The organism is Streptococcus cristatus (assembly GCF_963529205.1).
Taxonomy (GTDB): Bacteria; Bacillota; Bacilli; order Lactobacillales; family Streptococcaceae; genus Streptococcus; species Streptococcus cristatus_O.
Genome location: NZ_CAURYF010000037.1, coordinates 1 through 15,198, shown reverse-complemented (window position 1 = coordinate 15,198; position 15,198 = coordinate 1). Strand labels below are relative to the sequence as shown.

The 15,198-nt window shown below is 43.9% G+C and carries 17 protein-coding genes and 1 pseudogene; 11 read left to right on the top strand and 7 right to left on the bottom strand.

The genetic code is table 11. The annotated features are described in order from the left end of the window. The 4 genes from RWS39_RS08120 to RWS39_RS08105 form a co-directional block, all read left to right on the top strand. Positions 1-584, top strand: a 584-nt coding sequence (locus tag RWS39_RS08120) for an AAA family ATPase (RefSeq protein ID WP_314482332.1), incomplete at its 5' end; no start/stop codon positions are given. A 21-nt stretch (positions 585-605) separates the two neighbouring features. Further along, positions 606-1,421 carry a nicotinamide riboside transporter PnuC gene (gene pnuC, locus RWS39_RS08115; RefSeq protein WP_314482329.1) on the top strand — a complete coding sequence of 272 codons (816 nt, stop codon included), beginning with the start codon at positions 606-608 and terminating at the stop codon, positions 1,419-1,421. Between the two features lie 57 nt (positions 1,422-1,478). Beyond that, on the top strand, positions 1,479-2,267 hold the full coding sequence (locus tag RWS39_RS08110; RefSeq protein WP_314482326.1) for an NUDIX hydrolase: 789 nt from the start codon (positions 1,479-1,481) through the stop codon (positions 2,265-2,267). A 390-nt stretch (positions 2,268-2,657) separates the two neighbouring features. Then, positions 2,658-3,419, top strand: a complete 762-nt coding sequence (locus RWS39_RS08105) for a hypothetical protein (RefSeq protein ID WP_314482323.1) — start codon at positions 2,658-2,660, stop codon at positions 3,417-3,419. Positions 3,420-3,475: 56 nt separating this feature from the next. Here the strand turns inward: RWS39_RS08105 and dusB are convergent, their stop codons facing one another. Both dusB and hslO read right to left on the bottom strand, forming a co-directional pair. Further along, positions 3,476-4,453, bottom strand: a complete 978-nt coding sequence (gene dusB / locus RWS39_RS08100) for a tRNA dihydrouridine synthase DusB (protein WP_314482320.1) — start codon at positions 4,451-4,453, stop codon at positions 3,476-3,478. After that, positions 4,440-5,312 carry an Hsp33 family molecular chaperone HslO gene (hslO, locus tag RWS39_RS08095; protein WP_314482317.1) on the bottom strand — a complete coding sequence of 291 codons (873 nt, stop codon included), beginning with the start codon at positions 5,310-5,312 and terminating at the stop codon, positions 4,440-4,442. The genes dusB and hslO overlap by 14 nt, the downstream gene beginning before the upstream one ends. Before the next feature lie 236 nt (positions 5,313-5,548). On the opposite strand from hslO, the gene RWS39_RS08090 reads away from it, so the two are divergent. Both RWS39_RS08090 and trxA read left to right on the top strand, forming a co-directional pair. Further along, positions 5,549-5,770 carry a DUF4649 family protein gene (locus tag RWS39_RS08090; protein WP_062123090.1) on the top strand — a complete coding sequence of 74 codons (222 nt, stop codon included), beginning with the start codon at positions 5,549-5,551 and terminating at the stop codon, positions 5,768-5,770. 14 nt (positions 5,771-5,784) lie between these two features. Continuing rightward, positions 5,785-6,099, top strand: coding sequence for a thioredoxin (gene trxA, locus RWS39_RS08085; protein WP_001029581.1), 315 nt, complete (start codon positions 5,785-5,787; stop codon positions 6,097-6,099). Between the two features lie 89 nt (positions 6,100-6,188). Here trxA and RWS39_RS08080 read toward each other — a convergent pair whose 3' ends face one another. Both RWS39_RS08080 and RWS39_RS08075 read right to left on the bottom strand, forming a co-directional pair. Further along, a complete protein-coding gene (locus RWS39_RS08080) occupies positions 6,189-6,857 on the bottom strand; it encodes an MIP/aquaporin family protein (RefSeq protein ID WP_314482312.1) in 669 nt (222 codons plus the stop codon). A gap of 145 nt (positions 6,858-7,002) precedes the next feature. After that, positions 7,003-7,350, bottom strand: a complete 348-nt coding sequence (locus tag RWS39_RS08075) for a winged helix-turn-helix transcriptional regulator (RefSeq protein ID WP_001133065.1) — start codon at positions 7,348-7,350, stop codon at positions 7,003-7,005. 150 nt (positions 7,351-7,500) lie between these two features. On the opposite strand from RWS39_RS08075, the gene RWS39_RS08070 reads away from it, so the two are divergent. After that, positions 7,501-7,890 (top strand): nuclear transport factor 2 family protein, encoded by a 390-nt coding sequence (locus tag RWS39_RS08070; RefSeq protein WP_314482310.1) that lies wholly within the window; start codon positions 7,501-7,503, stop codon positions 7,888-7,890. Positions 7,891-8,058: 168 nt separating this feature from the next. Here RWS39_RS08070 and RWS39_RS08065 read toward each other — a convergent pair. After that, positions 8,059-8,262 (bottom strand): annotated as a pseudogene (locus RWS39_RS08065) (oligoendopeptidase F); the annotation flags it as partial. A 145-nt stretch (positions 8,263-8,407) separates the two neighbouring features. Between RWS39_RS08065 and RWS39_RS08060 the strand changes: the two are divergent. Continuing rightward, entirely contained in the window at positions 8,408-8,752 is a 345-nt protein-coding gene (locus RWS39_RS08060) for a hypothetical protein (protein WP_314482308.1), read from the top strand. A gap of 88 nt (positions 8,753-8,840) precedes the next feature. Here RWS39_RS08060 and RWS39_RS08055 read toward each other — a convergent pair whose 3' ends face one another. Further along, positions 8,841-9,614 carry a hypothetical protein gene (locus tag RWS39_RS08055; RefSeq protein WP_314482307.1) on the bottom strand — a complete coding sequence of 258 codons (774 nt, stop codon included), beginning with the start codon at positions 9,612-9,614 and terminating at the stop codon, positions 8,841-8,843. Positions 9,615-9,634: 20 nt separating this feature from the next. Further along, positions 9,635-11,431, bottom strand: a complete 1,797-nt coding sequence (gene pepF / locus RWS39_RS08050) for an oligoendopeptidase F (protein WP_314482302.1) — start codon at positions 11,429-11,431, stop codon at positions 9,635-9,637. Positions 11,432-11,798: 367 nt separating this feature from the next. Here pepF and pnp point away from each other — a divergent pair, with 367 nt between their 5' ends. The 3 genes from pnp to RWS39_RS08035 all read left to right on the top strand — a co-directional run. Beyond that, the gene (gene pnp, locus RWS39_RS08045) at positions 11,799-13,997 is read left to right on the top strand and encodes a polyribonucleotide nucleotidyltransferase (RefSeq protein WP_314482297.1); all 2,199 of its coding nucleotides are present in this window, start codon (positions 11,799-11,801) and stop codon (positions 13,995-13,997) included. An 88-nt stretch (positions 13,998-14,085) separates the two neighbouring features. After that, a complete protein-coding gene (gene cysE / locus RWS39_RS08040) occupies positions 14,086-14,703 on the top strand; it encodes a serine O-acetyltransferase (RefSeq protein WP_048765283.1) in 618 nt (205 codons plus the stop codon). Positions 14,704-14,879: 176 nt separating this feature from the next. Then, the coding region (locus RWS39_RS08035; protein ID WP_462982793.1) for a nucleoside phosphorylase-I family protein at positions 14,880-15,198 on the top strand (319 nt) is incomplete at its 3' end.

Genomic DNA, 15,198 nt, shown 5'->3' with positions numbered 1-15,198 from the left:
TTACCAAGAAAGTGCTGATTATGGGTAGCGCCAGCAATGGTAAAACGACCTTGGCCAAGGATTTGGCTCGCTTTTATGATGCTCCGGTTAGTCTGGAATATGCTCGAGAATACCAGATTCAAAATAACGTGCGAGACGATGAGCTGACACCTAAGGACTACTATTATTTGCTCTTGGGACAATATGCTCAGACTTCCCGCTTGATTGACAGCAGTGCCAACCGTGGTCTGGTCGTGGCCGATACAAATTCGCTAGTAACCAAGGCCTACTATGATTATTATCTGAAAGAAAGTCCCGTTCAAGATGAGGAGACAGATACTTTTGACAATCTATTTGCCAGCATCTTATCCAAGGAAAAATGGGATTTGATTCTCTTTGCTGAGCCGGTCGGCACCTATGTCAACGATGGCTTTCGTGACATGAGCATGGCGGACGAGGCTATCCGCAGTGATTTTTCAAGCTATCTGAAAAGGCTGAAAGAGGGGTGTTTAGCTCATATTCCGACGGTCTATATGGCTGGCAGTTATTTTGACAATTATCAGGCGGCTAAAGAAGCGATTAACAAGATTTATCAAGCAGATTAAAAAAGAAAGTGGTAAAATAGAATGGTAGTAAAAAATCAAAAACTCTCACCTGCAGCTCTCTCCGCAGGACTAAAACAAAAATCTCAAACCTTTGCTCGAAATTTCCAGAATGTCTGTGCAGCAGCTAAAGAACAGGGCTTTAGCGGTATTGCCAAATTGCTCTGGCAGGATTTATTTGGCGGGCGCAGCTTGTCGCAGTGGCTCTACTTGATTGCTCTTTCTAGCTTGCCTTTCATTCTGGAGTTTACCAGTGGGCAGGAGCGGCATGACTGGCTGGGACTCTTCGCTTCTTGGACAGGCATTGTCTGCGTCATCCTAGTAGCTGAGGGGCGGGCCAGCAATTACCTCTTTGGAGCTGTTAATTCGGCGATTTATCTCATCTTGTCCTTCCAGGCTAGCTTTTATGGAGAAGTATTGACAACAATCTACTTCTTTATCATGCAGCCAATCGGTCTCTACACTTGGTTGTCCAACCGAGTCAATGAACAAGATAAAGCAGAGCCCTCTCATTTTGAGGCTAAGAAGTTAGACTGGCGTGGTTGGCTTAAATATTTGGCCTTGACCGCTCTGATTTGGATTGGTATGGGCTTTGCCTATAAGAGCATTCACAGTCACCGGCCTTTCCGCGATAGTGTGACCGATGCGACCAATGGTATCGGCCAGCTTCTCATGACGGGTCTCTATCGCGAGCAGTGGGTTTTCTGGATTGCGACCAATCTCTTCAGTATCTACCTCTGGTGGGGCAGTAACCTTCACATTCAGGCTATGTACTGGGTTTATACCCTCAATAGTATCGTCGGATGGTATCAGTGGACCAAGGCAGTGAAGAAAGCTTAGAGCAAGATTTGGAGGATTTTTGATAGAAAAGATCGCTTAGGAAAGGAAGAAAAATTCATGACCAAACAGGATATCCCAGTGGGAATGTCGGAAAAAGAGTACTATGAAACAATGGCGGATGAGTCCGCCTTTTTGGAATGGTACAAGACACAGGATTTGCCCAAATATGAGACGCCCAGCGTAACAGCAGACATGGTGGCCTACTGCTTCGTAGAAGGCCAGTTGAAACTCTTGGTTATCAAGCGCAAGGCTCACCCCTATCAGAATAAATATGCCTTGGTTGGAGGCTTTGTGGACAAAAATGAGGATGCCTATCAAGCCTGCATTCGGGAGGTCAAGGAAGAAGTGGATCTTGAGATAACGCTAGAAAAAGTAGAGCAGTTGATGACGGTCTCTACTCCAGGACGTGATCCGCGCGGTTGGGTCATCACCATTGCCCATTTGGTCTATCTGCCAGCAATCGCTATCAACCAAGTCAAGGCTGGAGATGATGCTAAGGAAGTCACTTTCCTTGATGTAGACTTTAAGACAAAGAGCTTTAGAGACGGTGAGCGACTCCTGACAGCAGAGGACTTTGCCTTTGACCACTATCAAATCCTGTTAGAATCTATCAAGCGGGTTCAAGGGCGACTGGACTGGAATCCAACTTTTCTCCATTTACTGGAATCGCCCTTTACTGTCTATGAAGGGACTGAGTTGGTCAATCTCATCACGCCTAGACGCCCCATCGTCAGCAATAATTTTCTAGTAAAATTTGGAGAATACTTGGAGGAGGCTGGTGTCAAGCGCGTGCCTAAGAAGAAACCAAGAAAAGTTTATAAACTGAAGACAGAAAAAACGTGTTAAAAGAAAATTGATGATATATTTTACTTGAGAGTGGGACAGAAATCGGTAATTCGTTAGAATTCGATTTCGTCGTCCCACCTCCGCACAGTTGAGTAGGGCTGTAAAAGCTGATGAAATCAGCGTAGTAGAGCCCACTCAACCACTGCGCCTTGCTCGGCAATCCAAAGACATTTGAGAGGATAGGACTTTTGTCCCAGCCTCTTTTTTTATTTTCATTACGAATATAAAAGTAGCGACATATCTGCTGAAGAAGAGAGGAGACCTAAGTCCTAGATATTATTTGTTTCAAAATTTTTTGAAAAATTTCATATATCTAGTTGACATACTTTATTGCAAGTGTTACAATAATATTACAAAAAGATTTCCGGATGTTACAAAGGAGAAGAAAAAATGAAAACTAAGACTTATACAAAATTGATGGCTGCTACTGTTCTAGCTTCTAGCTTACTTTTAGGGGCTTGTGGTCACAAAGAAGAAACCAAGCCTAGTGCAAGTTCTAGCAAGACAGTGCAAGCTTCTTCTAGCTCTAAAGTTGCTTCATCTAGCAAAACTAGTAGCGCTCCAAAAGCCAGCAGCAATGCTTCTTCAAACAAAACAGTAGGGCAAGCAGAACAAGTACAGAAAGCTGTGGAATCCGTTCAACCTTCACAAAACCAAACACAACAAGGAGTGGATCAGCAAGTTCAAGCTCAACAAAATACACAGGCTCAACCAAGCCAATCTCAACAAGCTCCTAGTCAACAAACTACGCCGACTCAACCAACTAAACCAAATCAAACAACTCAGCCAGCCCAACCGAGTCAACCAGCTAAAAATCCAGCAACTGATCGTCAGCTTCAAAACAAGCAGGCAGAAACAAATGCTCGCTATAAAGGTGTTTTGAATATGGTGGATGGAGATTTCTCTGCAGCGGCTGGTAGTTGGACAGATGCAGGAGGTAGTACAGTGACTGTTTCAGCAGGCGGACAATTTAGCGTCAAGTCAGCGAATGGAACTGTCAATACTTACCATGTTGCTTCATATGCCTACACTTTGGATGATGGACGCTATACAGCCCAGCTGGGTTCTGCTGAACCATCTGCTCCTAAATTGGGCATCCAAATCACCACTGGCGCTGATGGTAAAGTAGCTAGTGTTCAATTGATCAAATAAGAAAAAAGAAATAAAAAAAGGAGGCACCTTTGTAGATGCTTCCTTTTTTTATTTCTTTAATGTTGGAGTTGCAAGAGTTCCTCGATCTCTGCCAATGTGCTGGCCTGTGAAATGGCACCGCGAAGTTTAGCTGCACCAGATGTTCCACGAAGGTAGTGGGGTGCTAGACCACGGAATTCGCGGACAGCAATGTGTTCACCTTTGAGGTTAATCAAGCGTTTGAGGTGCTCATAGGCAATCTTCATCTTGTCCTCGAAGGTCAAGTCTGGCAGGATTTCGCCTGTTTCAAAATAGTGATTGATTTGGTTGAAGAGGTAGGGATTTCCCATAGCAGCTCGGCCTACCATGACGGCATCGGCACCGACTTCCTCGATACGCTGTTTAGCATCTTGGACGCTGCGGATATCACCGTTAGCGATGAAAGGAATCTTAGTCAGAGCTTGGGCCACATTGTGCAAGGTCTCAAGGTCAGCATGACCAGTATACATTTGCTCACGGGTGCGGCCGTGCATAGCTAAGGCTGAGACTCCAGCGGCTTCAGCTGCCAGAGCATTTTCTACGGCTAGTGAGCTGTCAGACCAGCCAGTCCGCATCTTGACTGTCAGGGGAATATCCAGAACGGATTGGACCTTGTTGATGATTTTATAGATTTTCTCAGGATCCTTGAGCCATTTAGCTCCAGCTTCGTTTTTGACAATTTTATTGACCGGGCAGCCCATATTGATATCGACAATATCCGTCTTGGTGTTTTCTTGGATAAATTCTGCTGCGCGCGCCAAACTGTCCTCGTCGCTTCCGAAAAGTTGGATAGAGACTGGGTTTTCGCCTTCATCGATGTGGAGCATGTGGAGGGTTTTTTCGTTGTTGTATTGGATGCCCTTGTCAGAGACCATTTCCATAACGACGAGACCTGCTCCTAACTCTTTAGCAATGGTTCGGAAAGCAGAGTTGGTTACGCCGGCCATAGGCGCTAGAACTGTGCGGTTGGGAATTTCAACATTTCCAATCATAAAAGGGGTATTAAGATTTGTCACGAATCAGTTCCTCCAAGTCATTTTGGTCAAAGTGATAGGCTGTCTGGCAGAATTGACAGATGATTTCAGCTCCGTGGTCCTGGTCACACATCTCTTCTAAGTCAGCCTTTGGCAGAGTAGCCAAGGCATTCATGAAGCGCTCTTTGCTGCAATCGCACTGGAAGCGGATTTCCTCTTCAGACAGGCGTTTGTAGGGTTCATCTCCATAGATGGCATCCAGTAGTGCTTCGATATGGTCCTCGGATTCTAACAGCTTAGAAATGGCAGGCATTTCTTGAATCCGCTTCTCAAAGCGGGCGATATCAGCTTCCTTAGCACCAGGCAGAGCTTGCACCAAGAAACCACCAGCAACCTTGACTTTATCGTTCTCATCCAAGAGAACATTGAGGCCAACGGCAGAAGGAGTTTGCTGACTTTCGGTTAGGTAGAAGGCCAAGTCTTCACCGATTTCACCAGAGATGAGTGGCGTCATAGAATTGTAGGGATTGCCAGTGCCGTAGTCCGTGATAACTAAAAATTGACCAGAGCCGACAAAAGGGCCGACCAGAACTTCGCCAGTGGCTGTCTTTTTGATATCGACACCGGGATTTTGCACATAGCCTTTGACATTACCCTCGGTATCTGCCACGGTGATGATTGCGCCTAGCGAGCTGCTACCAAGAATCTTGACGGTGATCTTGGTCTGGCCTTTTTCATTTGCTGCCAAAATCTGGCTGGCAATCAGTGTGCGGCCGAGTGCCACGGTAGAACTTGCTTGAGTCTGATGTTTTTCTTGAGCGGTCCGAACCGTCTCTGTGCTATCCAGTACATAAGCACGGAAAGAACCGTTTTCTGAGATTGTTTTGATAATTTTGTCCATACCTTTTATTTTAACATAAAAATAAAAACAAACGTAGCCTTTGTGCTTGTTTTTCTTTCAGATTTCTTCTTGCATTGTACTTTGGTCAAGTTAAATAAAAAGGAGAAGATTGATGAATTATGATTTTAAGGGACTATCTGGGATTTGACAGTAGCAGATGCGCTTGATTTGACAAATGTAACATATTTGGTTACAATTAAATCATAAATTACGAATGGAATCAAAAAGGAGAGCTTATGATTGAAATTACTTATCTAGATGCAGCTAAGTCAGAACGGAAGATGACTTTCGAGTCTTATGAAGACTTTGAACGTTCTCAACATGCCTGCCTGATCGGTGTCGCGGATTACTACACTGTCCAAAAATTAACCTACAATGGTCATGATTTGGACTACCATGGGACTTATGGAGATGTCTTCTTCTATCTCATGAAACAAGATTTAAGCCAATATAACTAAAAAGGAGAAATACAATGGCAAAAGCAATTACAGATGCAACATTTGAACAAGAAACAAAAGACGGTTTGGTCTTGGTAGACTTCTGGGCAACTTGGTGTGGGCCATGTCGTATGCAAGGTCCAATCTTGGACAAATTGTCTGAAGAACTTTCAGAAGATGTCTTGAAAATCGTTAAAATGGACGTAGATGAAAACCCAAATACAGCTCGTGCCTTTGGAATCATGTCCATCCCAACCCTTCTTTTCAAAAAAGACGGCCAAGTGGTTAAGCAAGTCGCTGGTGTTCACACTGCAGAACAAATCAAGGCGATTGTTGCGGAATTGAGTTAAAAGCAAAACACTCCCCATTCGAAACGGGGAGTGTTTTTCATAGAAAAAGCCCTGTTCCTCAAATTGAGGAGCAAGGCTCTTTTTGTTTATTATTCTTCTGTGCCAAGGCAGTTTTTCGCAACAAGAGCTGCAAGAACACCACCTACGATTGGTGCAAGAATGAAAATCCATACTTGTCGAAGAGCAGCACCACCTACCAAGACAGCTGGTGCCAAGCTACGAGCTGGGTTCACTGAAAGCCCAGTGATGTTCAATCCCACAAGGATCATAGCTGTCAATGACAAACCGATTACCAAACCAGCAATCGCACCATTTCCCTTACTTTCTGAAGTCACGGTCATGATCACCAAAACAAACAAGAAAGTTGCGATGACTTCAAACAGGAAACCACCAAAGACAGTTACACCGTTTGCCAAGGCATTTTCACCAAGACTAGCAGTTGACATGCCTGAGTTCGCCAAGAGGAAGAAGACCGCACCAGACGCAAGGAAAGCTCCAACCACTTGTCCAAGGATATAGTTGACAAGGTCTTTTGATGACAAGCGTTTGTTTACAAACATAGCGATTGAAACAGCTGGGTTCAAGTGAGCGCCTGAAACAGTTCCGATTGAGAAAGCTGCTACAACGATTGCCAAGCCAAATGCCAAAGCAATTCCAAGGTGTCCAAGACCCTCTGTACCATTTCCAAAAACAACGGCTCCTGTTCCGATGAACACAAGCATGAACGTACCGATTAATTCAGCGACAAATTTTTTCATGATAAGTCTCCTTTTTCAAAACTATGTATTAGTCTATCAAAAGAAGGAAAGGGTTTCAAGAAAATTGATTGGAAATTTACTGGTTTGCCTTACTGTCTTTTAATTGAGGGATTCGATAAAAAATACATTCGCTCTATGGGACTTATCAGTTGCCTATCTCATTAGCATTTAGCAACTTAATATAATCCAGACCCCAGTTTTCGACAGCATCTAAAACAACTCTGAATTCCTGCCCCATTTCGGTTAAGCTGTACTCAACTCGTGGGGGAACTTCCGCATAGACCTTTCGTTGAACAATCTTATCCTTTTCTAATTGACGGAGATGACGGGTCAAAATAGTTTGAGTAATCCCAGGCAATAATCTCTGCAATTCTTTAAATCGTTTGGTACCCGTACTCAACTGATAAATGATTACCAGTGCCCATTTCCCCGTTAAAACCCTCTGCGTTGTCGCAAATGGACAAATACCATACTCACTCACTTTATTTGGCATACAATATCTTCTTTCTATTTTTTTAAAAAAATTTATCTTTTAGTATCAATAATAGTACTACTTTTGATACTAGCTATCGAAAAAGTGTCTACTTGTTTTTTCGGTTGTAACTGTTACAATTATATCATAAAAAAGAAATGGAGAATAGATATGTCAACAAACTTAGAAATTTTCAATGCTTATTACCAAGCTTTAATTGCTGGTGACTTTCCTGGTGTCTTTGAAACGATGGCAGATGATATTGTCTGGCATCAACCTGGTAATCATAGTATATCTGGTTCAGTTGTTGGTAAGGACAAGCTAGGATCTCACCTAGCTACATTTGCTGAGAAAACTAATGGAACCTTTAAGGTGGTAACAAATTGGGTTTCTGACAATAAGGATTTAATCGCAGCTAATGTTACTTTTCTCGGAACACGTGCTGATGGTACTGAACTCAATATGAACGGGGTTGACCTCTTCCGTATTGAAGACGGAAAAATCAAAGAAGTTTGGCTCTTCTCTTCAGATCAAGCTGAAGAAGATAGCTTTTGGGGATAATTTAAGAGGCCGGGACAAAAAATTTTGATTTTAGGAATTCTTTATTATAAATTTTTAAAATCGATAGATTAGAAAAAAAGCGAACAAGACAGAATTCTGAGTGTCAGATAACTCGTTTTGTTCGCTTTTTATATTTAAGGTTAGACTTTTGTCCCAGACTCTTTTAATTTACTCTCCCAACTCAGCACTGTAAGCGATAATCTGGTCAACCGTGTCTGACAAGAACTGGATGGTATCACGTAGTGGTTTGTCTGTTGAGATATCCGCTCCGATAATCATAGCTAACTCAAGCGGAGTCTTGCTGCCGCCAGATTTGAGCAGTTCTAGCCAGTCACGGGCACCATTTTCGTCATTTTCCAGGTGTAGGTAGCTGGTGTCTCTCACGCCCCTAGCTTGCCTCATTAGTCCTCTATCGATTTAAGAAAAATGATATATTCCAGTTTTTTTGTTGGAAAATATAGTTTTTAGGTTATAATAGGAAGAAGGTAAATTACAAGGTATAGAAAGGGCGCTGTTTATGCTTGAGTCATTATCGCAGTTTGGCTTTATTTTGATGGTTTTTACTCCGTTTATTGCGGTGCCGATTTTCTGTTTCTTTGTAGGCTGGATGATTCCTAGGTCGCAAATAACGGAAAAAAGCATCATGGCTGTATTAAGCTTTGTCCTTTTTTGCTTGGTTTTGGTTTCATATTATGCTCCTCAACTGTTGGGAATGTTTTTTTGGGGCCTGATTTGGTTCTTTATTGGCCTCCTACGTGCTAAAAATTATAGCAAGTCACAGTTTTGGATGAGGTGGCTCGTATTTATCGTCTGTTTTACAATCTATATTTTGGTTTATCTATATTTCTTTAAACTTTTTTAAAAATTTAGCTTCCAAGTCTATCTCTAGGAGCAGATTTAATTGAATCATAAAAAAATAGGACTGGGACAAAAATGTCCCAGTCCTATTTTTATTCCTTGCTTGTATGCCGTTTTCCTGAAGCAATAGCATCTGCCTCAGTCATGGTTATGACCCGATCAAAACGTGTATTGGATGGCATATTCTCCATGCTATACCAATAAACATCTGCTTTCCCGAATCGAGCGACATAAACAGTTCTTGTTTGTTGCTGTTCTGCTGCTTGTCTCTCAGCTTCTTGGCGAGCTTCCTCTGCCCGTTGATTAATTGTGTTTTGAGCTTGGACGATACGCTCAGTCAAGCTAGCTTTTGTGGTTGGATCTACAACGTGTTCGACAGCAGCTTGTGCTAAAGAAATATTTTCTTGAACTGGATTGTTTTCGAGCTGTTGGACAGCTTGATCAGCTGCTTCAGCAATTTGCTTGGCTTCGGCTTCCTTACGCGCTTGTTCCTCGCGCTCTTTCTCCTGCTTTTCTTTTTCCTCGGATGTTGAGGAATCATTTATTTTAGAAGAGCTGAAGCTTGAAGAGTCTGAGGAATGACTAGAGCTAGAAATGGTGGTTTGAGTCTGTTCTGATTTAGTGTTTATTGAATTAAATACCCAAGGAGTTACGGTGAATGAGCCAATCAGACCTATTAGAGTGACTGCGATAGCAACCTTTTGTCTTTTGGTATTTGGATATTTTTTTGAATAATACCAAATACCAAAACTGCCTAAAATCAGCATAAGTGGCATGGCTAAGGCTATAAAGAATATTACGACTGCAATAGCAACAATTGCTGCAAATATTGTCAGGCAACCAGAAGTGGTATTATTTTTCTTCATTTACAATCTCCTATAAGATTTTACTCGCCTAACTCTTTACTGTAGGCAATAATCTGCTCAACTGTGTCTGACAAGAACTGGATGGTATCGCGAAGTGGTTTGTCTGTTGAAATATCGGCTCCAATAATCATGGCTGACTCAAGTGGTGTCTTACTGCCGCCAGATTTGAGTAGCTCAAGCCAGTCTCTAGCTCCATTCTCAGAGTTTTTCAGATGGAGATAACCAGCTGTCGAGATGACTAGTCCTGCAGAGTAGGTATAGCTATACAAGCCCATGTAGTAGTGGGCTTGACGCATCCAAGTCAGGGCAGCGTCGTCGTCAATCTCAACGGCATCTCCCCAGAAGTCCGTCAAGACTTCTTTCATGATAGCGTTGAGTTTGCTTGCGCCGAAGGTTCCGCCTTCTTCGATCAAAGTATAGACCTTGCGTTGGAAGGCAGCTTCCAGCAAGTGAGTAATGAAGTTGTGGAAGTAAGTATCCGTCAGACGGTGAGCCAGGGCAAAGCGTTTCTGGCGAGGGTTATCAAACTGGCGCTCCAGATAATCACTGAGCAGGAGCTCGTTAAAGGTAGACGGTGCTTCCACATAGTAGGTGGACATGTGGGCGTTGAAAAAGCTTTGGTGATTGTCAGAGAAGATAAACTGACCAGAGTGGCCAATCTCATGAATCAGAGTATAGACATCGCTCATGCGACCAGTCCAGCTCATGAGAACATAAGGGTGAACTCGATAAGGATCAGCAGCATAGCCTCCAGAGTCTTTCCCGGCATTGGCCGCAAAGTCAACCCAGCGTTCTTCCTTATAGCGGGCGATTTCTTGATAATATTCTTGTCCGAGTGGCTCGACTGATTTCATGACGAGGTCATAGGCATCATCAATGCTGACTTCGGGATTGAGCTCGCTGTCCAAGTCCAGCTTCCAGTCGGCAAAGGTCATTTTTTCAAGTCTGTTTACCTTAGCGACATGCTTGAGGTATTTCTGAGCTACTGGGGCAAATTCGCTCATAATCAAGTCAATCTGCCGGTCAAACATAGAGCGCTCAACTTCTTGCTCAGCTAGCAAGTAGTCAAAGACAGAGTCATAGCCCTTCATGTCAGCCAGTAGTTTTTCAGATTTGACCTGAGCCAAATAGGCAGCTGCGGCAGTGTTTTGATGTTGACGAAGGCCTTCTGAGAAAGAACGGAAAGCTTTTTCGCGGATTTCTGCATTTTCATGGTTTTGGTAGAAATTCTCATAGGTGACAAAGCTGTTTTTGTATACTTTGCCGTCCACTTCAAAGTCAGCCATAGCAAAGTCGCCAGCCCGCATCTTAGTGTAAATATCCTGTGGACTGTAAAAGACCTCACCCAGATTGGTCAAGGCTTTTTCGACATCCGCTCCCAGATAGTGGGCTTTTTTGATTTTAGCTTGGCGAATAGCTGAAGTCAGATGGGGCTCTTGGCCTAGTTTCTCCAAGACAGCCTCGTCTGCACCGACCAGGGCGTCGTCAAAGAAGCTGAGTGCGACATTGGCCTCGGTCTCAAACTCCATGGCTGCTTGGGCAATCTGCGCAAAGCTCTCATCGCCAAAGTCAGTGGTCTGTGGCATAAATCCGTAGTTGCCGATGTGGCTGATTTGGATATAAATCTGCTCTAACTCAGCAAATGCCCGCTCAAAATCTTCGAAAGTGCTGAGCTTGCCTTGGTAATCACGGACGAATTTCTGGATATCCTCTCTGGCCTTTTCGATGGCCCGCAGGAAGTCCTCTTGGTCTTGGTAAAGGGCCGTTAGGTCCCAGAGTTCATTTTCCGGAAATTCAGAACGATGTTTTTGTTCCATAGTTTACTCCTTTTGATTAAATAGCTATATTCAGTATAGCAAAAAATCTTTTAGAATGCCTTGCTCATAGGAAAAAATTAGGGAAATATGACTTCAGCAGTCTGCTTATAAAAAGGAAAAATAGATTTTTATTACTTTTATAGAAAAAAGCCATTTCCAGCCTTTTTCTTTTGTCTGAAATTGTGGTAAAATAGGGTCTGTACGTGCTTGATACAAAGATGAGGATATAATAAGCTACTAAGACCATGAAATTAAAGTCACAGTGCTAACTGAACAAGTCCTATGAGTTAATTAAGGTCTTAATATCTTGATCTTTGTAGCCAAGGCGTATGAAAAAATTTGAGCATGTGCTCGGTAAGGAGTCTTTATGACAAAACAAGTTTTTAAAACTATTTTTGCAGGCCGTGAGCTGATAGTTGAAACCGGTCAGGTTGCAAAGCAGGCAAATGGCAGCGCCGTTGTTCGATATGGAGAAAGTACCGTTTTAACTGCGGCAACCATGTCCAAAAAGATGGCTACTGGTGACTTTTTCCCATTGCAGGTCAACTATGAGGAAAAAATGTATGCGGCTGGGAAATATCCTGGCGGCTTTAACAAGCGCGAAGGCCGTCCGTCAACAGATGCGACTTTGACTGCCCGCTTGATTGACCGTCCGATTCGCCCTATGTTTGCGGAAGGTTTCCGCAATGAAGTTCAGGTTATCAATACCGTTCTTTCTTATGACGAAGATGCTTCGCCGCAAATGGCTGCTATGTTCGGTAGCTCTCTGGCTCTCTCTATCTCAGATATTCCTTTTAACGGCCCTATCGCAGGAGTTCAAGTCGGCTATGTAGATGGTAAATTCATCATCAACCCGAGCAAGGAACAAAAAGAAGTTTCACTTTTGGAACTGACAGTGGCTGGTACCAAAGAGGCTATCAACATGGTAGAGTCTGGAGCCAAGGAACTTTCTGAAGATATCATGCTGGAAGCTCTTCTCAAAGGGCACGAAGCGGTCAAGGAATTGATTGCCTTCCAGGAAGAAATTGTCGCAGCAGTTGGCAAGGAAAAAGCAGAAGTAGAATTGCTGCATGTTGATGAGGAGCTGCAAGCAGAGATTATCGCAGCCTACAACAGCGACTTGCAAAAGGCTGTTCAGGTGGAAGAAAAGCTGGCGCGTGAAGCAGCGACTCAGGCTGTCAAAGACCAAGTCACAGCAGTTTATGAAGAGAAATACGCGGACCATGAAGAATTCGACCGTATCATGCGTGATGTGGCTGAAATCTTGGAGCAAATGGAGCATGCAGAAGTACGCCGGTTGATTACCGAAGATAAGATCCGTCCTGACGGTCGTAAGGTTGATGAAATCCGTCCGCTGGATGCGGAAGTGGATTACCTGCCGCGCGTGCATGGTTCTGGTCTCTTTACTCGCGGGCAAACCCAAGCCTTGTCTGTTCTGACTCTGGCACCAATGGGAGAAACGCAAATTGTGGACGGTTTGGATCCAGAATACAAGAAACGTTTCATGCACCACTATAACTTCCCGCAATATTCTGTCGGAGAAACAGGCCGTTACGGTGCGCCAGGCCGTCGTGAAATTGGACATGGTGCTCTTGGGGAGCGTGCCTTGGAGCAAGTCTTGCCTAGCTTGGAAGAGTTTCCTTACGCGATCCGTCTGGTAGCAGAAGTCTTGGAATCAAATGGTTCTTCTTCTCAAGCCTCTATCTGTGCGGGTACTTTGGCTCTGATGGCTGGTGGTGTGCCGATTAAGGCGCCAGTTGCCGGAATTGCTATGGGCTTGATTTCAGATGGCAGCAACTACACAGTTTTGACGGACATTCAAGGTTTGGAAGACCACTTTGGCGATATGGACTTTAAGGTGGCTGGTACTCGCGAAGGGATTACAGCCTTGCAGATGGATATCAAGATTGAAGGAATTACAGCGGAAATCCTGACAGAAGCTCTTGCACAAGCCAAGAAAGCTCGCTTTGAAATCCTTGATGTCATTGAAGCAACCATTCCAGCTCCACGTCCTGAGTTGGCTCCAACAGCTCCGAAAATCGACACCATCAAGATTGATGTGGACAAGATCAAGATTGTCATCGGTAAAGGTGGAGAAACTATCGACAAGATCATCGCTGAAACAGGCGTTAAGATTGATATTGACGAAGAAGGCAATGTATCTATCTACTCTAGCGATCAAGCGGCTATTAACCGTGCCAAAGAAATCATTGCTGGTTTGGTTCGCGAAGCTAAAGTGGATGAAGTTTACCATGCCAAGGTTGTTCGGATTGAGAAATTCGGTGCCTTTGTCAACCTCTTTGACAAGACCGATGCTTTGGTTCACATTTCTGAAATGGCTTGGACTCGAACCAACAACGTTGAAGACTTGGTACAAATTGGTGATTTTGTCGATGTTAAGGTCATTAAGATTGACGAAAAAGGCCGTGTAGATGCGTCTATGAAAGCCCTCTTGCCACGTCCGCCTAAGCCAGACAAGCCAAAGAGAGACCATGACAAACATCAGGAAAAAGGGCATTTTCATAAGAAACATGAAGACGCCCCTAAAACTAAATCGGAAGAATAATGAAAAGGGAGTGATCAGGCTCGATTACCTTACAAATTTCTATGTGTAGGGCCTGCTCCCTTATTTTACCTAATGAAAGGAGAAGAAGATGGGCTGGTGGAAAGAAGCCATTGAGATTGTAAAAGAAAATGATCCGGCTGCTCGTACTTCGCTGGAGGTCATCCTGACTTATCCAGGTGTCAAGGCCTTGGCAGCCCACCGTCTTTCTCATTTCCTCTGGAAGAAAGGCTTTAAGCTACTGGCACGCATGCACAGCCAATTTTGGCGTTTTTGGACTCAGATTGAGATTCATCCGGGTGCTCAGATTGAGTCAGGTGTTTTCATTGACCATGGTGGTGGATTGGTTATCGGTGAAACGGCCATCGTGGAAAAGGGTGCGCTTCTGTATCATGGCGTGACCTTAGGCGGAACTGGTAAGGATACAGGGAAACGGCATCCGACTGTGCGTCGGGGCGCCTTGGTCTCTGCTCATGCTCAAGTCATTGGCCCAGTTGAAATTGGTGAAAATGCCAAAGTTGGAGCTGGAGCAGTTGTTGTGGCCGATGTACCTAGTGATGTAACCGTAGTTGGTATCCCGGCTAAGATCGTGCGTGTTCATGGTCAGAAAGATGAGCCAACCATCCACGAGGTGGAAGAACAGCGAGAATATTATTTGGATAAGCTGGAGCATGCCCGCGAAGCCAGCCACCATTCGTCGGAGCTCTAAGAAAGGCCAATTTTGGACAGCTAACAAGATACCTTAGGAGGTCTTGCCAAAGAGTGATTTGGTAAACTGTAACCCAATGGGCTCACTATAAGTGAAGCCGAAAAGATGAGGCCAAACTTTGCCGTCAAAGAAAAAGACGAGGATGGCTTTGCTGAAGTCCTAAAGAAAGAGAAGTTATGTTATTAGAGGAATTCGAAGATGTAGCTGGGGTTATTGAGCCAACAGATAGGCAGATTATGGACAAGGGTGAGGTTTGTGAAACTATCATCCTGTCCTTTAATGGCGAAATTCTGAAACGTTTGATTGAGTCAGAAAAAGTCTATCAAGGAGGCTATTTAAAAAATCTTAACGGTCAATTCCCTTGGTATGTATATAATTATGATGGAAATCAAGTTGCGGTCATGACTGCGCTTATTGGAGCTCCATCAGTGATTGGCCAACTGGAGGAGTTGGCGGCCAGAGGCTTCAAGAATTTCATCATTCTAGGTTCCTGTG